General features: G+C 45.9%; 17 protein-coding genes. All 17 read left to right on the forward strand.

The window, feature by feature from the left end; translation table 11 throughout:
- Positions 1–6 precede the first annotated feature (6 nt).
- Positions 7–591: a formate hydrogenlyase complex iron-sulfur subunit gene (locus OCU74_RS02110; RefSeq protein ID WP_087482436.1), complete on the forward strand. Its 585-nt coding sequence runs from the start codon at positions 7–9 to the stop codon at positions 589–591.
- The gene (locus tag OCU74_RS02115; protein ID WP_087482437.1) at positions 588–1,400 is read left to right on the forward strand and encodes an NADH-quinone oxidoreductase subunit B family protein; all 813 of its coding nucleotides are present in this window, start codon (positions 588–590) and stop codon (positions 1,398–1,400) included. The genes OCU74_RS02110 and OCU74_RS02115 overlap by 4 nt, the downstream gene beginning before the upstream one ends.
- A complete protein-coding gene (locus OCU74_RS02120) occupies positions 1,387–1,839 on the forward strand; it encodes a formate hydrogenlyase maturation HycH family protein (RefSeq protein ID WP_087482438.1) in 453 nt (150 codons plus the stop codon). The genes OCU74_RS02115 and OCU74_RS02120 overlap by 14 nt, the downstream gene beginning before the upstream one ends.
- Positions 1,836–2,294, forward strand: coding sequence for a hydrogenase maturation peptidase HycI (gene hycI, locus OCU74_RS02125; protein WP_087482439.1), 459 nt, complete (start codon positions 1,836–1,838; stop codon positions 2,292–2,294). Before OCU74_RS02120 ends, hycI begins: the two co-directional genes overlap by 4 nt.
- Before the next feature lie 239 nt (positions 2,295–2,533).
- Positions 2,534–3,082: a 4Fe-4S dicluster domain-containing protein gene (locus OCU74_RS02130; RefSeq protein ID WP_087482440.1), complete on the forward strand. Its 549-nt coding sequence runs from the start codon at positions 2,534–2,536 to the stop codon at positions 3,080–3,082.
- Between the two features lie 43 nt (positions 3,083–3,125).
- A complete protein-coding gene (fdhF, locus tag OCU74_RS02135; RefSeq protein WP_087482543.1) occupies positions 3,126–5,270 on the forward strand; it encodes a formate dehydrogenase subunit alpha in 2,145 nt (714 codons plus the stop codon).
- A gap of 88 nt (positions 5,271–5,358) precedes the next feature.
- Positions 5,359–7,437 carry a sigma 54-interacting transcriptional regulator gene (locus OCU74_RS02140; protein WP_087482441.1) on the forward strand — a complete coding sequence of 693 codons (2,079 nt, stop codon included), beginning with the start codon at positions 5,359–5,361 and terminating at the stop codon, positions 7,435–7,437.
- A gap of 14 nt (positions 7,438–7,451) precedes the next feature.
- Complete coding sequence (fdhD, locus tag OCU74_RS02145) at positions 7,452–8,279, forward strand: formate dehydrogenase accessory sulfurtransferase FdhD (RefSeq protein WP_087482544.1); 828 nt, start codon at positions 7,452–7,454, stop codon at positions 8,277–8,279.
- 40 nt (positions 8,280–8,319) lie between these two features.
- Complete coding sequence (locus OCU74_RS02150; RefSeq protein WP_087482442.1) at positions 8,320–8,898, forward strand: HupE/UreJ family protein; 579 nt, start codon at positions 8,320–8,322, stop codon at positions 8,896–8,898.
- A gap of 19 nt (positions 8,899–8,917) precedes the next feature.
- The gene (gene hypF, locus OCU74_RS02155) at positions 8,918–11,203 is read left to right on the forward strand and encodes a carbamoyltransferase HypF (protein ID WP_087482545.1); all 2,286 of its coding nucleotides are present in this window, start codon (positions 8,918–8,920) and stop codon (positions 11,201–11,203) included.
- Between the two features lie 67 nt (positions 11,204–11,270).
- Positions 11,271–11,522: a HypC/HybG/HupF family hydrogenase formation chaperone gene (locus OCU74_RS02160; RefSeq protein WP_087482443.1), complete on the forward strand. Its 252-nt coding sequence runs from the start codon at positions 11,271–11,273 to the stop codon at positions 11,520–11,522.
- A gap of 4 nt (positions 11,523–11,526) precedes the next feature.
- A complete protein-coding gene (gene hypD, locus OCU74_RS02165; RefSeq protein WP_087482444.1) occupies positions 11,527–12,684 on the forward strand; it encodes a hydrogenase formation protein HypD in 1,158 nt (385 codons plus the stop codon).
- Positions 12,685–12,689: 5 nt separating this feature from the next.
- Positions 12,690–13,691, forward strand: coding sequence for a hydrogenase expression/formation protein HypE (gene hypE / locus OCU74_RS02170; RefSeq protein ID WP_087482445.1), 1,002 nt, complete (start codon positions 12,690–12,692; stop codon positions 13,689–13,691).
- A 9-nt stretch (positions 13,692–13,700) separates the two neighbouring features.
- Entirely contained in the window at positions 13,701–14,051 is a 351-nt protein-coding gene (gene hypA / locus OCU74_RS02175; protein WP_087482446.1) for a hydrogenase maturation nickel metallochaperone HypA, read from the forward strand.
- Complete coding sequence (gene hypB / locus OCU74_RS02180; protein WP_087482447.1) at positions 14,044–15,060, forward strand: hydrogenase nickel incorporation protein HypB; 1,017 nt, start codon at positions 14,044–14,046, stop codon at positions 15,058–15,060. The genes hypA and hypB overlap by 8 nt, the downstream gene beginning before the upstream one ends.
- A 361-nt stretch (positions 15,061–15,421) precedes the next feature.
- On the forward strand, positions 15,422–17,410 hold the full coding sequence (gene csrD / locus OCU74_RS02185; RefSeq protein ID WP_087482448.1) for an RNase E specificity factor CsrD: 1,989 nt from the start codon (positions 15,422–15,424) through the stop codon (positions 17,408–17,410).
- A gap of 180 nt (positions 17,411–17,590) precedes the next feature.
- Positions 17,591–18,634 carry a rod shape-determining protein gene (locus tag OCU74_RS02190; protein WP_038185732.1) on the forward strand — a complete coding sequence of 348 codons (1,044 nt, stop codon included), beginning with the start codon at positions 17,591–17,593 and terminating at the stop codon, positions 18,632–18,634.
- Positions 18,635–18,650 lie beyond the last annotated feature (16 nt).

Raw genomic sequence — 18,650 nt, forward strand, 5'->3', positions numbered from 1 at the left:
GTTGTGATGTTAAAGTTATTCAAAACTGTTTTAAAAACGGGAGATGCAACGGCCAAATATCCTTTTGCGCCTTATGAGGTCTCTACGGATTTCAGGGGAAAACCTGAACTTGATCCGGCTCAGTGTATCGCCTGTGGTGCTTGTATGAGAGCTTGTCCAGCCAACGCATTAGTGATGGAAACCGATGAAAAGAATGGCTCCCGTCGGTGGGAGCTATCACTGGCACGTTGTATTTACTGCGGACGATGTGAAGAAGTATGTCCGACGCATGCGTTGGTATTGTCACAGCAGTTTGAACTGGCAGTAACAAAGAAAGAGGACTTGTATGAACAGGCTGAATTTGAACTGGCAAATTGTCGGCAGTGTGATCGTCCTTTTATCGCCAAGAAATTACTGAGCTACGTAATCGATACACTTCAGCATTCCGGGTTAAGTGGTGAATCGCTGGAAATGCGGCGGCACCAACTGGAAAGTTGTCCGGAATGTCGGCGTCAGGCCAATATGCTTGATGGTGAGAATCTGGCATGTAATCGCTACGTTACGTCAGATCAACAGAATATAGCAGTGACAAATATTGAGGAGGCGCTGTGAAGGGAATTAAGCAGTTATCAGGCGTTCATCACACACAGGCTCAGCCTGTAGAGGTCGCTCCTGAACACGAAGCCTTGAAACAGACTCTGTTGAAACAGATCAAACGCTCTGCCTATGTGTATCGGGTTGACTGCGGTGGTTGCAATGCTTGTGAGATAGAAATTTTTGCTGCAACAACACCGGTTTATGATACGGAACGTTTTGGCATAAAAGTTGTTGCCAGCCCACGTCATGCTGACATTCTTCTGTTTACCGGAGCTGTCACACGGGCAATGCGGGCTCCGGCTCTTCGGGCATATGAGGCGGCTCCTGATCCTAAAATTGTTGTTTCTTACGGTGCCTGTGGCTGCGATGGTGGAATATTTCATGATCTATACTGTGTCTGGGGCGGTACGGACAAGATTGTTCCTGTCGATGTTTATATTCCCGGATGTCCACCAACACCAGCTGCGACTCTTTATGGTTTTGCTGTTGCCTTAGGGCTGCTCGAGCAGAAGATGCATGCGAAAACCCATGATGCTGATAGTACCTCCGCAAGTTTACGCCATACCGGGATTCCACAGGAGATTCGGGTCATGATCGAACGGGAAGCTCGCTTGTTGGCAGGCTATCGTCAGGGAGGCCGGATTGCAGATGAGCTGATGTCGGTTCTGGAAGACTGTGATGCTGAAAATGTCGATGCACGGATTCAGGCCTATCTGCGGGAGCATGATGATCCTCGTTTAACCGAGATTGTTGAAACGCTGATGCGTTCAGTGATGAGACAGCTGACAGGAGAGAAAACAGGAGGATGCAATGGATGTGGTTGATATTCAATCTGAAAAAACTTCAAAGCATTTAAATGATCAGGTTCGGTTTTATCGTTTAACCCGTAAGTTTGTCGATGAGCAGGATATGCCACAGGAAGCCCGACAGATCATGTACTACAGTTTGGCTATCGGGCATCACCTTGGCATTGTTGACTGTCTTCAGTCAGATATGGACTGTAATGGTGAGGAATATCTGGCCTGGATACAGGGGTTACCCAAAGAAAGTGAAGCTTACCGGAAGATGAAAGGTTTTTTGACATTCGGAGAGATCACTATTTTTCCGGAGCATATTCATATGCTGGCATCGGCCTTTAAGCAAATTGATATAGAGACACAATCTGAAAAATCGAGTCGTTTGACTGAGGGACTTATCGATATTCTGGGTGCAATTCACCGGGAACCGAATATGTATTTGATGATCCGGGGGACAGTGCAATGAGCAGACAAGTTCTTTTGACTGTCGGGAACTCGATGATGGGTGATGATGGTGCCGGTCCCTTGTTAGCGAAGCGCTGCCGGGAGGTGCCGTTGGAACAATGGGATGTGTTGGAAGGTGGAACAATGCCGGAAGATACATTGCACCGGATCCGCAAAATTAAGCCGGATCGGGTTTTAGTCGTGGATGCTGCTGATTTTGGTGAGAAGGCTGGAGAAATTCGTATTATCGATCCTGACACGATTGCGGAGATGTTTATGGTTTCTACACATAGTTTACCGCTGAATTTCTTGATAGATGAGCTGAAAACCTTTGTTCCTCAGGTGACTTTCATCGGTATCCAGCCTGCAATTGTTGCATTTGCCGCACCGATGACAGAGATGGTACAGAATGCCGTTGATACGATTTACCAAAGTTTGCCTGACTGGAATGGTGAAGGGAATTTCATCCATTGTTAAATCGTTTCGGCAAAAGTGTCGGCATTCGTCGTTTTTGTCGACATTTAATAAAAAAAACACAGAGTCAGTTCTTCCTTATTTTAATTGATTTCATAAATATCAATTAATTATCTTTACTAATCATGATCTTAAGTGGTTTTTAGTTATGGTTCATGGATTGGCACGTCTTGTGCCTATAGTGATTAACCACCCCCAGAGTCTGAAGATACTCTGTTGTATTGACACAAAAAGGATACAGCATGAATAGATTTGTTTTTGCTGACGCCAATAAGTGTATTGGTTGTCGAACCTGTGAGATTGCATGTGCAATTGCTCATCAGGATGAGTCATTGGGTACTCTGAATGAGACCGAGGATTTTGTTCCACGTTTACAACTGGTTAAAAATGCAGAAGTCTCAGTCCCGGTGATGTGTCGTCAATGTGATGATGCGCCGTGTGCACAAGTTTGCCCTAACAACGCAATTGTTCATGAAGATGGATACGTGAAGGTTATTCAGTCCCGTTGCATTGGCTGCAAGACCTGTGTCATTGCCTGTCCTTATGGCGCAATGAGTGTCATGACAAGAATGAAAGATGCGGTGACCGAACACGCTGCTCTCTTCCAGAAAAAAGTTCCTCAATCCCAGGCACTGAAATGTGATTTGTGCTCACACCGAGAAGAGGGACCGGCTTGTGTTCAGGTATGTCCTACAGAAGCCATTCGTCTTATAGCACCTGAATCACTGCAGCAAACCAGTCAACAGAAGCGTGAAGCCGCAGCAAGCCAGGCATCAGTAATATCGGTTTGAAGCAGAATGAGAATGAAAAACCGGGGATAGTGAGAAAATTATGATGGAAAAAAAATTAGTCGTGTGTCCCTACTGCGGTACGGGATGTAAGTTGAACCTATTGGTTGAAAACAACAAAGTTGTTGGCGCAGAACCCGCTAATGGCAGAACCAATGAGGGACAGCTGTGTCTGAAGGGCTATTATGGCTGGGACTTTCTGAATGACACTCAATTACTGACACCACGTTTGAAACAGCCGATGATTCGTCGGACAAGAAACGATAAGTTAGAAGCCGTATCCTGGGATGAAGCATTAGATTTTGCCGTTGAGAAACTGTCGGCTATCAAGCAGAAATATGGTCCGGATGCGATTATGACAACTGGATCTGCACGGGGACCAGGGAATGAGTCCAACTATGTGATGCAGAAGTTTGCCCGGGCGGTGATCGGGACCAATAACGTAGATCATTGCGCACGAGTTTGCCATGCGCCATCGGTTGCCGGTCTGGAGTCTGTTGTTGGTAATGGTGCGATGAGTAATGCCATTCCTGAAATCGAAGAAGCGAAGTGTTTGCTGATTTTTGGTTACAATGTTGCTGACTCCCACCCTGTTATTGCCAAACGTATTTTCAAAGCACGTGAAAATGGTGCGAAGATCATTGTGTGTGATCCACGTAAGATTGAATCCGTTCGTGTTGCCGATCAGTGGCTACCGCTGAAAAACGGTGCCAATATGGCCGTTGTTAACGCGCTGGCTTATACCCTGATTGATGAAGATCTCTACGATAAATCCTATGTGCAGAACTATACCGAAGGGTTTGAAGAATTCCGTAAAATCGTCATGGATTATGCACCGGAAAATGTTGAGCATCTGACGGGGCTGAAAGCTGCTGATGTACGTCAGGCTGCCCGTACTTATGCCAATGCATCCGGCTCCATGATTCTATGGGGAATGGGTGTCACACAGTTTGGTCAGGCCGTTGATGTTGTTCGTGGCTTGGCTGGTCTTGCATTAATGACCGGGAACTTTGGCCGTCGTGGGGTCGGATGTGGCCCGGTTCGGGGACAGAATAATGTTCAGGGAACATGTGACTTGGGAATGCTGCCTCATCAGTTCCCTGGTTATCAGCCTGTCACCGACGATAAGATACGGGAAAAATTTGAGCAGGCCTGGGGTGTCAAACTACCGGCAAAACCTGGGTATCGTATGACTGAAGTTGGTCATAAGGTTGCTGACGGTTCCTGTAAGGCGTTTTATATCTTTGGGGAAGATCCTGCCCAGACTGAAGCCGATCTGAATGCGATGCGTGAAACAATGCGGCAACTGGAGTTGGTGATTGTTCAGGATATCTTCATGACGAAAACTGCAGAGATGGCTGACATCATCTTCCCGTCGACCAGTTGGGGTGAGCATGAAGGTGTTTATACCAGTGCTGACCGGGGATTCCAGCGTTTTTACAAAGCAGTGACTCCGCCGGAAGGGGTAAAACCCGACTGGGAAATTTTCAGTCTGCTGGCAACCCGAATGGGTTATCCGATGCACTATGAAAATACTCAGGAAATCTGGGATGAAATGCGTGCACTGGCGCCACTGTTTGCTGGTGTAACCTATGAAAAAATGGAAGGTCTGAAGTCCGTTATGTGGCCTTGTCCAACCGAAGACCACCCCGGTACATCATTCTTGTTTGAAGGTAATAAGTTTGCGACACCATCAGGGAAGGGTAAGTTCATCGGAGCACCTTGGCGTCCGCCTCTTGAACAGACTGATGCAGAGTTCCCATTGGTATTGTCCACCGTGCGTGAAGTTGGTCATTACTCATGTCGTTCGATGACCGGTAACTGTAAGGCTCTTTCTACACTGGCAGATGAACCTGGATACGTTCAGATGAATCCACTTGATGCGAAGAAACTGGGAGTTACTGATCAGCAGTTAGTTTGGGTTTCTTCCCGTCGGGGTAAAGTAATTACTCGTGCTAACCTTTCTGAGCGGATTAATGTCGGCGCAGTTTATATGACTTATCAGTGGTGGGTCGGTGCATGTAATGAGTTAACGATTGAGCATGTGGATCCAATATCCAGCACACCTGAGTTCAAATATTGTGCAGTTAAGGTTGAAGCGATTGAAGATCAGGCTTGGGCTGAAAATCATGTTCAGTCCGAATATAGTCAGATGAAAGCTCGTCTTAAATCACATGTTGCATATGCGTGATTAGATCAATGTAGGCTCTTTCCCAATGTGTACAATGTTCGGTATGTACTAACCGGCGTAAAGAGCCTTTGATTATTCGTGACCGCTTATGAACAGAATTGCTCAAGAATTGATGATCTTTTCAAAAGCCATGCTATCGATTCACGATATGTCTGACTTATTGAAATTTCTAAATAATGATGAATGCTCATTTCTGCAGGTAGAGCGAATTAACATTACCCTTCACCGGGAAGCATCTGATGAACTGATTCTTTACTATGTTGATGACCATCAACAGGTTCAGCATGAGACATTTCATCATCAGGGAATTGATTTGTATCATCAGTCTTATGATGATGGATTATATGAAATCGATGGTGAAGGTTTTTATTTTTACTACCCTCATTTTGCCGGACACCCGGCGTACAGAGATATTCATCATTACTGCAAAATTCCATTGAATACGGTCAGTCAGCAATTGGGGGTGATTGAGTTTATTAATCCCAAGCTGAGTGACATGGAGGATGGAGAAAAGCAGTTCAGACTGGTCAACAGTATTCTGGTGTCTTTTATCGCTCATGTTGTCGAGCATGAGTTAGCATCAAATATGGCGCAGCAATTAAGTCATGAACGGGATAATTATCACATATTGGTCGACGTGACGAATGCAGTGATTAGCCAAAACAGTAAAGAAACATTACTCAATTCTTTGCTGCGTTGTCTGAATCAGCACTTCTCTATGCATCACTTGGCTCTTATTGAACCTTATCAGGGCCATTATATACAGTACACCAGTGATTTGGAGCTGGGAGACATTTGCCATCATTGCCACTTTTTCAGTGATGACAGTGCATTTCAGAAAGCCGGAGATGCTTATACTCCTGTGGTTATTCAGGGAGATGATTTACGACCATTGTTTTTTCAGAAAAATGCGATCGAATTTGCCGAGGATATTGAAGAACTAATCGTTATTCCGATGGTGTTTCGTACAAATAAAGTAGGATATATTGCCTACATGCTGCATGAAAATCATCAGGGTGCGGCACTGGATATCGATTTACTTCAACAGATTGCTGCCCGGGTTGCGATGGCTATGCATAGTTTAAGTGTGCATGAAACCCATACCAAAGTGATCCCCAAAAGCGAATATATTTCGATTGAAACGAAGGATGAGAAACAACGTATTTTTGATGACATCATTAGTCAGAGTGAGGCCATGAACCGTGTGCTGGATCAGGTTGCCATGGTTGCCGACTGTGATAGTACGGTGTTGATTCTGGGAGAAACCGGTACAGGGAAAGAGCTGGTTGCCCGGGCGATTCATAAAATGAGCCGCCGTAGTCAGAAACGGATGGTCAAAATGAATTGTGCCGCAGTTCCTGAAGGCTTGTTTGAAAGTGAGCTTTTCGGGCATGAACGCGGAGCATTTACCGGAGCCGTACATCAACGGGTGGGACGCTTTGAACAGGCTCATCAGGGAACACTTTTTTTAGATGAAATTGGTGACATGCCGCTGGAATTACAGCCGAAGTTATTGCGGGTTCTACAGGAAAATGAAATTGAGCGGGTTGGGAAGAATCAGTTGATTCAGGTGGATGTACGAATCGTTGTGGCAACCAATGCTGACCTGCTTTCTATGGTTCAGGAAAAAACATTTCGTAACGATCTTTATTATCGACTGAATATTTTTCCGATAGAGATTCCGCCATTGCGGCAACGCCCGGAAGATATTCCTTTGTTGGTGAAGCATTTCACCAGAGTCATTGCCAAGCAGATGGGAAAAAATATCACTGCGATCACTAATGAAACGATGAGAGCTTTAACGGCTTTCTCCTGGCCGGGAAATGTCAGACAACTGCGTAATTTTATTGAGCGCTCCGTTATTTTAACCCGGGGAGATGTATTGAACGCACCGTTGGATGAATTAGTGAAATTGGGGTTACAGATTCCGAAAACTGATTATTCACAGCAGGAAGAGGCTGACGCGGATACGGAGAAAAAAGACACGATTGAAATTAGTCGTGATACTGTTATTCAGGCTTTAAAAGAAAGTAATGGTATTGTGGCCGGGGTTCGTGGGGCTGCTGCGAAACTTGGCTTAAAAAGGACGACATTATTGTCACGGATGCAACGGATGGGAATTAGCAGTAAGGATTATTTGCCGGAGACTGAATATTCCTCGTCATGAATCAGGATCGCCCTATGTATGACTCTTTCACCGTACAGAGTATTGACTCTGTCAGTCATAAAAAAATTGTACGTTATCGGCAGGATACCCATTGTCGTCTGGTCGATGATGTGATTATTCAGGAAGTACCGGTTGCTCTGGAATATAACGGGATTGCTTATACAGTCATGATGTGTACCCCCAGAGATCTGGAGATGTTTGCTGTCGGGTTTTCCCTGACGGAAGGTATCATCGACAATGATCGGGATATCCATGACATCGGTATTCATATGAGTGCTGATGGTATCACTATATCAATAGACATTGCTAACCGTTGTCTCAATCGTCTGCAAGAAAAGCGCCGTACTATGGCTGGAATGACCGGGTGTGGGCTTTGTGGTACTGATCAGTTAACCCATGTTTGTCGGGTCCAGACACCTTTGGAAAGTCATACGACATTTCATCTGCATAAGCTGGATGGTGCTTTGCATCAACTGAATCAGAATCAGCAGCTCAATAAACTGACCGGTTCCTGCCACGCTGCGGCTTATTTGAATCCTCATGGAGAGCTTGAAGCTGTATTTGAAGATGTCGGGCGGCATATAGCATTGGACAAACTCATCGGTTGGACAATCAGAAACCACAAACAAAAAGGGGCTGTACTCGTCACCAGCAGAGCCAGCTTTGAAATGGTACAGAAAGTTGCTGCCGGGAGAATCGAGATGCTATTTGCAGTTTCTGCAGCGACGGATATGGCTATCGATTTAGCTGAACGTCTCAATGTTACGTTGTGTGGCTATTGTCGTCCCGGTCAGGCCAATATTTATACTCATGCGGAAAGAATTCTCGGTTTGAACGAATAACCGGGAGTTGGTTTGTCTTGATAAAAATAAAGAGATCAAAATGAAAATAAAGAATTTACTTCCCGGCTTACTTATCTTGTTTTCTCCATTTGCATTCGCCCATCCGGGACACTGGGGAAATCATGGTTTTGAAAGTGGCATCTTGCATCCGTTGACCGGAGTTGATCATCTTAGTGTCATGATCAGTGTTGGCGTTCTGGCGGCTTTATTTGGGGGAAGGAGTCGCTGGCAGATGCCACTTTCTTTCATCGCTTTGATGATTGTCGGAGGTATTCTGGGAGTTTCTGGATTGATTGTTCCCGGAGTAGAACTGTGTATTGCTTTCAGCGTAGTTGCGATGGGAGTTTTACTGTGGCGTAGTGTTCAAATATCACATCAATGGGTGGTCGCTCTGGTGATGATTTTTGCTGTGTTCCATGGTATGGCCCACGGTGAAGAAATGCCGTTAAACACTCAGGCATTGGAATACTTCAGTGGCTTTGTGATTTCCACCTCTCTGCTACATATGACCGGAATGGCTATCGGTGTCACCGTGTTACGCCTTTCGGTCAGCGGACGTCTGGTTAAACTGCTTGGAGCAGTTGTAGCACTGCTTGGTGGATCTTTCCTCTTATCTTAAGTTCTCGGGCGGTATTGCCATGAATGAACGTTATTTGATCCGTGTATCAGGGATTGTTCAAGGGGTCGGTTTCCGGCCTTTTGTCTATCAGTTGGCTATGCGTCACCATTTATCCGGATGGGTGATAAATAGTTCTGATGGTGTGAAGATTGACGTTCAGGGAAAGGCAGATGCGCTCAATTTATTCATCCGGACCTTAAAAGAACGTCCACCGATTCTCGCCCGGGTTGATGAAGTCCAGTGTTTGCAACTGAATCCGGGAATATCTCAGGGGTTTGAAATTCATCCGAGTCAGAGCGAATCTGATGTAGCTGTCAGTATTGCCCCGGATCAGTCTGTCTGCCCGGAATGTCTCGCTGAAATGAACGATGAACGTTCTCGTTATTATCATTATCCGTTTATCAACTGTACTCATTGTGGACCAAGATATTCGATCCTTGAACAGCTTCCTTATGATCGTGTCCACACCACCATGAAAGTTTTCGATCTGTGTCCGTCATGTTCGCAGGACTATCATGACCCGATGAACCGGCGTTATCATGCTCAGCCGACGAGTTGTCGCCATTGTGGGCCGAAAATATATCTGCGTAGTGCTGGTGGTGAACTGATGGCTCAAGACGATGATGCACTTTCACAGGTGGCCGGGGTTCTGCACAATGGGGGCATTATTGCGGTCAAAGGATTAGGTGGTTTTCATCTGGTTTGTGATGCAAGTCAGTCGCAGAGTGTCAGAAAATTACGGGCGATGAAACACCGTAACAGAAAGCCATTTGCGGTGATGGTTGATAGCATTGAGACTGCAAAACGATATGTGTTTGGAGAGTCGGTTGAATGGCAGGCGCTGTCATCCCGTCCGGCACCGATTGTTCTTATGCACAGAAAACTTCACAATGGCATAGCATCAGAAGTTGCATTCGATAGTCCTTATCTGGGAGTGATGTTTCCTTATACACCATTGCATCACCTGTTATTTGAACAATATCGTTATCTTGGCTGCGAGCCGATTCTGGTGATGACTAGCGGGAATGTTTCCGGGATGCCATTAGCAACCGATAGCGCTGACATTGTCAGTCAGTTTGGTGACATGTTAGATGGCGTATTGGACCATAATCGCCCGATTGCAAATGCGTGTGATGATAGTGTTGTTCATCTGGCCGGAGATTCCATCCGGGTGCTCCGTTTAGCCCGGGGATATGCACCATTAAGCTATAAAAGCAACTATAACGGGACTCCGGTTCTAGCCTTGGGGGCGCAGCAAAAAGCAACAGTTGCAATGGCATTACCAGGGCAATTGATGCTTTCTCCCTATATTGGTGATCTGGATGATTTAGATACACAGTCCCGCTATGAACAGATGAGCTCATTATTTCAGAACTTATATCGTTGTGAACCTCAACGCTGGGTTTGTGATGGTCATCCGGGATATTTTACCACTCAGCTTACTGAACATTTACCGGGGCATGTTCTGAATGTTCAACATCATCATGCTCACATTCTTGCTGTCATGGCGGAGTATCGATTGACCGGACCGGTCTTAGGCTTTGCCTTTGATGGAACCGGAATGGGTGATGATGGCTCTGTCTGGGGAGGAGAGGTGTTGCTGGCTGATGTGCAACATTATCAGCGTTGCGGGCACTTGAAACCTTTCCGGTTGATTGGCGGAGAGCAGGCGATTCGTGAGCCGGCCAGAATACTTCTGGCAATGCTACTTGAATGTTATTCACTCCAAGAGATCTGCTTACTGAAACATCCGGCTTTTGATGCGTGGACTGAAGATGACTTTGCCAATCTCTATCAACTCTGGCTTTCCGGAAAACATTCGCCTTTTTGTTCCTCCGCCGGGAGACTATTTGATGCCTGGGCCTGTTTATGCGGGTTACTGGAACGACCTGATTTTGACGGAGAAAGCGGATTGCTGATTGAAGCTGCCGCGATGAGGTCAGTGCCGGATATGGATACTCCTTTGAGCATGAACTGGGGAACGGAGCAGATTCCGCAACTTGATTGGGTACCGATATTGAAGATGAGTATTGAGTCGGGAGTCTGGCAACATCAGAAAGATGTTGCTGATGCGTGCAGGGGATTGATTCACTCTCTGGCTCATGCGATCTATCAGATGGCAAACCGATATTCATCATCCCCGGTGATTGTCAGTGGTGGAGTTTTTCAGAATCGCTTATTGATGAATGAGTTGTGGCAGTACCGGAGAAATACCACACAGCAGTTTTACAGCGGCACGATGATCCCTGTCAATGACAGTGGTATTGCTATCGGGCAGCTCTGGTACGGGATGCACCAGAACTGAGTAGAACCATCCGGAAGTAATGTTCCCATCGGACGGACAGCTTCCGGACAACGAAGAGTAATGATTCATGTGTTTGTGTATACCAGCGAGTGTTGTCAGCGTTAATGAAGAACAGATGACTGCTGTTGTAGATACTTTGGGTGTGACGCGGGAAGTCAGTACTCATTTAATCTCTGAGCCTGTTCAGGTGGGCGAACATCTATTGATCCATGTGGGATTTGCTATCAGTAAAATTGATCAGCAGGAAGCAAGAGAAAGTCTGGATACATATCGTGAACTGATGGAACAGGTGCATTCTGATGAGATGTGGATAGGGTGACATCATGCGTGACAATATTGGTGTAACGGATTCTGTCCGGGATTTATATCAGGGCTTTCGGGAACCCGCGGTAATTCGGGGACTGGCAGCGCAGATTCGGCACAAAGCAAGTCAGTTGCCCGAGCCTTTGTATATTATGGAAGTCTGCGGTGGACATACTCACACGATCATGAAGTATGGCATACAACAGTTGTTGCCAGATAACCTGCATTTTGTTCACGGACCGGGATGCCCGGTTTGTATTATGCCGAAAGAACGGATCGATCATGCCATTATACTGGCTCAGACCGAAGATGTGATTCTGGTAACATTGGGAGATATGATTCGGGTTCCGGGTTCCCGAATGTCTCTGGCAGAGTGCCGGGCGAATGGTGGTTCTGTTATGCCAGTCTATGATCCGATGGATGTGATTGAGATTGCTAAACAAAATCCACACCAAAAGGTGGTCTACTTTGCGATCGGTTTTGAAACGACAACACCGATGACGGCTGTATTAGTTCAGCAAGCCCGGCGTTTGCAGCTCACGAATCTCTGTTTTCATATTAATCATGTGTTGGTTCCTCCGGCAATGGAAGCCGTTATGGCAGATTCTATGACACGGGTGAATGCATTTATCGGCCCTTCTCATGTCAGTGTGATTACCGGTGCAAAAATTTACCAGCCGATTGTGCAGCATTATCAGATCCCTGTGGTGGTCGCCGGGTTTGAACCTGTGGATGTTCTGGAATCGGTCAATATGCTGGTCGATCTGGTTCTTGGAGGAAAACCGGCTCTGCAGACGCAATATACCCGTGCAGTTTCTTTTCAGGGGAATGAAGTCGCCCAGGCTTGTATCCATGAGATTTTTGAAGTCAGGGAAACGTTTAACTGGCGTGGATTGGGCAATATTCCTCGTTCTGCCTTACAACTTCGTCCGCAATACGCAGATATGGATGCAGAAATTTTATTTCAGCAGCAGTTACCGAGCGCTTGTGTCCCAGATCATAAAGCTTGTCGTTGTGGTGATATTTTGCGGGGCCTTGCCAGTCCGCCGGATTGCAAAGTATTTGGTAAGGCCTGCCAGCCGAGCCGCCCGATGGGAAGTTGTATGGTGAGTTCGGAAGGAGCTTGTAATGCCTATTACCGTTATGCCGGTTTTCATATTGAGCCTCAGGAGCACTAACACAAATGAAGAAGCACAATACAGTCCAACTAAGTCATGGCGGCGGCGGTGTGGAAATGAATCACCTTATTCGTCATCTTTTCTGGGAAAGGTTCGGTAACGATATCCTGAATCAGGCTGAAGACGCTGCGACTTTGACGTTGCCTTCACCTTTGGCAATGACGACAGACAGCTTTACAGTCTCCCCTCATTTTTTTGCCGGAGGGAATATCGGGACTCTGGCGATTGCCGGAACCTGCAATGATTTGGCGATGGTTGCGGCTAAACCTTCTTATCTGAGTTGCAGTTTCATCATCGAAGAAGGAACACCGGTTCAGGAACTAGAGATAATTGTTGATGCAATGGCTGCTGAGCTCTCCGTTTGTGGTACACAGATCGTTTGTGGGGACACGAAAGTTGTTCCCAGAGGTGCGGCTGATAAAGTGTTTATCAATACAACGGGCATTGGTCAGATTCTGAAAACCGGTGTTTCGGCTCACCGGATTCAGGCGGGGGATGTCATTTTAGTTTCCCGGGATATTGGTTGCCACGGAGCCTGCATTCTTGCAGCAAGAGAATCTTTACGTCTTGCTCATCCGATAACCAGTGATTGTGCTGTATTGTGGCCGGTTGTTGAATCATTGCTGGAACAATCAATTGATGTTCATGCGATGCGCGACGCAACCCGTGGCGGGTTATCTGCGGTATTGAATGAATGGTGTCAGAGTAGTGGGTTGCAACTGGCGATCCAGGAAGCACAGATCCCTGTTGATGATGCGGTTCGGGGACTATGCGAACTGTGTGGATTTGAACCTTACGATCTGGCGAATGAAGGTACATTTGTTATTGCTGTTCCGCCAACACAAGTACAGCACACACTTGATGTTTTACATCAGTTTAACGCCCGGGCTGCGGTCATTGGTGAAGCTGTATCTTTATCACCGGCCAAGCCGATTCTGCATACAGCCTGGGGAAGTCGTCGCTATCTGGATTTTCCGGCAGGTGAGTTGTTACCGAGAATCTGTTAGGAGTAATGAATGCACGAATTATCTCTGAGTCTGAAAACAATCGACCTAGTCGTAGAGCATGCCCGGCGGCAGGAGTGCAGCCGTGTTACTGCGGTAACGCTGGGAATTGGCAGACTTTCATGCATTGAACCTGAGGCTTTACTGACCGGATTACAGTTTGCCAGCCGGGATACGTTGGCGGAAGGCGCTCAGTTCAAGGTTGATATGATTCCGGCCATAGCCTGGTGTGAGCACTGTCATCAACAGGTTGAAATCGATTCACATTATACCGGATGTCCGGTATGTCATCAGTATCAGTTGGTTGTAGAAACTGGAGAAGAATTAAAAATTAAATCTATAGAGGTAGAATCTTATGTGTAGTGTTTGCGGTTGTGGCGATAGCCACGTTGAAGATCACAGCCATCATCATCACGAGGCTGAACATCATGACCATTCTCATCACCATCCACATTCCGGAGAGTCGGAAATTCAGTCAATGGTTGTGCACCATCATTACAGCCATCAGGGCGATGTTCATCACCATATTCATTATCATGTGCATTCCGGGGATGCGGCCGCAGAGTCTCTTCTGGCACATCAAACCGAACATGATCATCATGAAAAACACCATCACCACCATGACGAACATCATCAGCCAGAAGTCACGTCTCAGGGAGACCTGCATTATGGTAAGGGGAAAGCTAAAACTCATGTAACAGGTGTTTCTCAACGCAGTTTGATTAATCTGGAACAGGATATTCTGAGCCAGAACAACCTGGTTGCAGGAGATAACCGGGAACATTTCCGGGAACATCATCAACTGGCATTAAATCTGATGTCCAGCCCCGGCTCAGGCAAAACAACATTGTTAGTGGAAACGCTGAAATTGTTGCAATCAACTTATACGTGTGCAGTGATTGAAGGCGATCAGCAGACAAGTCAGGATGCGAACCGTATCCGGGAAACCTCAACTGCCGCTATTCAGGTAAATACCGGAAAAGGCTGCCATTTAGATGCTCAAATGATCCATCGTGCGTATCATCAGCTTGATATGCAGGAGCCAGGGATCCTGTTTATTGAAAATGTAGGTAATCTGGTCTGCCCGGCTAGTTTTGATCTGGGTGAACAGCATAAGGTCACGATACTGTCGGTGACTGAGGGCGATGATAAACCATTGAAATACCCGAATATGTTTGCAGCTTCTCAATTGATGCTGATTAATAAAATTGATCTGTTGGATTATGTAAACTTTGATATCGAAGCCTGTATTGCCAATGCTCGTAAGATCAATCCTGAGATTCAGGTGATCAAACTTTCTGCGACCAGCGGAGAAGGAATGTCCGCCTGGATTGACTGGTTGACTCAACAGCAGAAACTATTGGCAGACTAAGACAGCAGGCTGGCTTAACTGAACTGTTTTATTGGAGGAAGATCCCAATTCTGCTCTGAGAAACAGTACAAAGTCCGGGTGTTAGAAAAGCGGCTATTACGAATGATATATTGGAGAAATCAGCGAATTTATCCGAGAAAAGGAAGGAATAGGTAAAATTGAATGTAGTTTGAGCGTATAAAGTGAATAATGTCTGCTTTTGGATATTTCAGTTCAGGTATATATTGTCCGTCATAGAGTGATAGATATTTTCTGTTATTTTTGATTGTGTTATACGATTTTCCGTCATATGACACTATTTCGTAGTATCCTGAAAGAGACAATTCAGTTTTTCAATGAATATAAAAAGGATTTGATATTCATGAGGTATACGCCAACGCTCAAACTCAGCACCCGTCTGGTTGCGGTTGTCACAATGATTGTGACTGGAGCGATTTTTATCCTGTTTATTGGCGGAACGCTTTCTTTTCAAAGGCTTGGACATGAATATCTGAATCACTATCTGAATGGTGTGGTTGAAGTTATTGACAAAGAACTGGATGAATCTGACGCGGCTTACTCAATGCAACTTTGGGTTCCAAAGCTGCTTCATGCCAGTAATATTGTTGAGATGACCTTAACTTCAAAAGCTGGAGTGGTGTACCGGTTTAAAGACACGGCATCTTCAGTTGAAGAAGGTCGGTTATATAAAATGGATTTCTCCCTGAAAAGAAATCAGGATTATACGTTACACTTTAAAGCTGTTCCTCCATATATAGGTTTTACCTACTCTTTCAGTGCCATGTGGTCCACAACTTTTGCTGTGATATTGATTGTCGTCTGTTTATTACGGGGAGTACGATGGCTACAGGCTCAGTTACTCGGTTCTGAACTACTTGAAGAACGGGGAAGAATGATCCTTGCAGGGCAGGTTGAGCGCTATGCCAAAGGAGATGAGAGAGAATGGCCTTACACTGCAAGTGAGGCTTTGGATCGACTGATCGAAGAATTGCAGGATGCACGTCAGGAAAGAAGCCGGTTTGATACCTTTATCCGTTCACAGACCTTTCTGGATCAACTAACCGGAGCAGCTAACCGGGTTTTGTTCGACAGTAAACTGGAAGCAGCATTACTGGAGAATGATGCTCGTGGCGGTGTTTTGATGTTACAGATCGAAGAACCAGATGGTGTTGATAAAGCCGAACTGGATAACTTGATCGTTCAGGTTGGTGAATGTATTTCGAATGTAACCCAGCGCTATCCGGATGTCATATTGTCCCGTTACTATGATTCAGTGTTTACCGCACTGATTCCACATCAGAATTCACGGGAAGTGGCTCAGGTCGCTGTTCAGTGTCTGAAAGGAATCGAACGTTTGACTCCATCTCAGCCACTGGATAAGAGTAATTGGTGCCATATTGGTGTCACGATGTATACGGAAGGGGAACGGTGGGGGAAAATTATCGATGAGGCGGAAACGGCACTGAAAAGCGCGCAACTGGAAGGGTTTAATAGCTGGAGCCGTTTTCAGAAGACTAAGTCGGTTGATGATGAAAGAGGCAATGTTCGCTGGCGGAGCCTGTTTGAGCATAATCTGACAGAAGATAAAATATGTTTGTTCAAACAGGATTGTTATGTGGTGTCTCGTCAGGGACAACTGACTGCTGTACATAAAGAGCTGTTTGTCAGAATCCCCGAGCAGGGACAGGGTTTTATCAAAACGTCCCGTTTTATCTCTGCGATTGTTGCTGTCGGATATGAGGCTGTGTTGGATCGGGTAACCTGCCACCGGGTGATTCGTTTTCTCCGGGAAGAAAGCTCAGATGCAGATATTTACTCCATCAATTTATATGTAACATCATTTGCTCAACGAGCTCATTTTATCTGGTTCAGGAATTTGTTGATGCAACTGCCCCGGGAGTACCGTCGGCGGCTTTGTTTTGAGTTTACGGAAAGTCATTTAGTCAAACATCTTGATTATATGCGCCCGGTACTGAAAATGATTGCTGCCTTTAATTGCCAGATTGTTGTCGGGCAAGTTGGACGAACAATTGTAAGTACTCACTATATAAAAGAGTTCAGAATTGACTATCTGAAGCTGCACCGTAGTCTGATCAAAGGGATTGAACAACGCCAGGAGAATCAGTTGTTTGTCCGGAGTCTGATCGGTGTTTGCCGTGGAGCTGTGACTCAGGTTGTTGCTGTCGGTGTTGAATCTGATGCCGAATGGAAAGTACTCCAGTCTCTGGGAGTTCGTGGTGTTCAGGGACGATTATTCGATATGGAATCTCAGTGGATTCCTAAACCCCGCATGACAAATGTCAAACCGGGGAAACGTAAACGATGGAAAACGAAATATACAAATCGCTGATAGATGATTGTTCAACTTAGCGCACAATTTAGTGCCGAATATTTGTTCTGAGTAAGAAATCTGTTAGAAATTGCGTGTTTCTGTCCATGTTTCGGTGTCAATATCTTGCTGTGACTGCAAGGCATTGGTACATTTAACGGAATTTTAATCTTCAATTTTCTTGCAGGATGAACGAAGAATATGTTTAAGAAACTTCGTGGCATGTTTTCAAACGACTTATCGATTGATTTAGGGACTGCCAACACGCTTATTTACGTGAAAGGGCAAGGTATTGTTCTTGACGAGCCTTCAGTTGTAGCAATTCGCCAGGATAAAGGGCGTGGTGGTCGTAGTGTCGCCGCTGTCGGACACGCGGCGAAACAGATGCTGGGACGTACACCGGGGAATATTTCAGCAATCCGGCCAATGAAAGATGGTGTGATCGCGGATTTTTATGTTACCGAAAAGATGTTGCAGACCTTTATTAAACAAGTCCATGACAATAGCTTTCTTAAACCGAGTCCCCGGGTTCTGATCTGTGTGCCTTGTGGTTCGACTCAGGTTGAACGACGCGCTATCAAAGAGTCTGCAGAAGGCGCCGGAGCGCGTGAGGTCTATCTGATCGATGAACCGATGGCTGCTGCGATTGGTGCAGGGCTTCGGGTTTCAGAACCAACAGGTTCAATGGTTGTTGATATCGGTGGCGGCACAACTGAAGTTGCAGTCATTTCCCTCAATGGTGTGGTGTACTCGTCCTCTGTACGTATTGGTGGTGACCGGTTTGATGAAGCCATTATCAACTATGTACGCAGAAACTATGGAAGTTTGATTGGTGAAGCGACTGCTGAAAAGATCAAACATGAAATTGGGACTGCCTATCCGGGAGACGATGTGCGGGAAATCGAAGTTCGTGGGCGTAATCTTGCTGAAGGTGTTCCTCGCAGTTTCACCCTGAACTCCAATGAAATTCTGGAAGCACTTCAGGAACCTTTAACCGGTATCGTTTCAGCAGTAATGATTGCTCTGGAGCAATGTCCTCCGGAACTGGCATCAGATATATCTGAAAATGGTATGGTTCTGACTGGTGGTGGTGCGCTGCTGAAAGATCTAGATCGTCTGCTGACCGAAGAAACCGGTATACCTGTGGTTGTTGCTGATGATCCACTGACATGTGTGGCTCGTGGTGGCGGTAAAGCGCTGGAAATGATCGACATGCATGGTGGTGATTTATTTAGTGAAGAGTAGTGCCGTCTTTGTGTCA

Source organism: Vibrio mangrovi (genome assembly GCF_024346955.1).
Taxonomy (GTDB): domain Bacteria; phylum Pseudomonadota; class Gammaproteobacteria; order Enterobacterales; family Vibrionaceae; genus Vibrio; species Vibrio mangrovi.

Bases quoted from the DNA above. Each gene is read 5' to 3' on its own strand.
- hycI (WP_087482439.1), top strand. From the start codon at position 1,836: ATGAGCAGACAAGTTCTTTTGACTGTCGGGAACTCGATGATGGGTGAT.
- OCU74_RS02130 (WP_087482440.1), top strand. From the start codon at position 2,534: ATGAATAGATTTGTTTTTGCTGACGCCAATAAGTGTATTGGTTGTCGA.
- OCU74_RS02190 (WP_038185732.1), top strand. From the start codon at position 17,591: ATGTTTAAGAAACTTCGTGGCATGTTTTCAAACGACTTATCGATTGAT.
- OCU74_RS02110 (WP_087482436.1), top strand. From the start codon at position 7: ATGTTAAAGTTATTCAAAACTGTTTTAAAAACGGGAGATGCAACGGCC.
- hypE (WP_087482445.1), top strand. From the start codon at position 12,690: ATGAAGAAGCACAATACAGTCCAACTAAGTCATGGCGGCGGCGGTGTG.
- fdhD (WP_087482544.1), top strand. From the start codon at position 7,452: ATGTATGACTCTTTCACCGTACAGAGTATTGACTCTGTCAGTCATAAA.
- hypD (WP_087482444.1), top strand. From the start codon at position 11,527: ATGCGTGACAATATTGGTGTAACGGATTCTGTCCGGGATTTATATCAG.
- fdhF (WP_087482543.1), top strand. From the start codon at position 3,126: ATGGAAAAAAAATTAGTCGTGTGTCCCTACTGCGGTACGGGATGTAAG.
- csrD (WP_087482448.1), top strand. From the start codon at position 15,422: ATGAGGTATACGCCAACGCTCAAACTCAGCACCCGTCTGGTTGCGGTT.
- hypB (WP_087482447.1), top strand. From the start codon at position 14,044: ATGTGTAGTGTTTGCGGTTGTGGCGATAGCCACGTTGAAGATCACAGC.
- OCU74_RS02150 (WP_087482442.1), top strand. From the start codon at position 8,320: ATGAAAATAAAGAATTTACTTCCCGGCTTACTTATCTTGTTTTCTCCA.
- hypF (WP_087482545.1), top strand. From the start codon at position 8,918: ATGAATGAACGTTATTTGATCCGTGTATCAGGGATTGTTCAAGGGGTC.
- hypA (WP_087482446.1), top strand. From the start codon at position 13,701: ATGCACGAATTATCTCTGAGTCTGAAAACAATCGACCTAGTCGTAGAG.
- OCU74_RS02160 (WP_087482443.1), top strand. From the start codon at position 11,271: ATGTGTTTGTGTATACCAGCGAGTGTTGTCAGCGTTAATGAAGAACAG.
- OCU74_RS02140 (WP_087482441.1), top strand. From the start codon at position 5,359: ATGAACAGAATTGCTCAAGAATTGATGATCTTTTCAAAAGCCATGCTA.
- OCU74_RS02120 (WP_087482438.1), top strand. From the start codon at position 1,387: ATGGATGTGGTTGATATTCAATCTGAAAAAACTTCAAAGCATTTAAAT.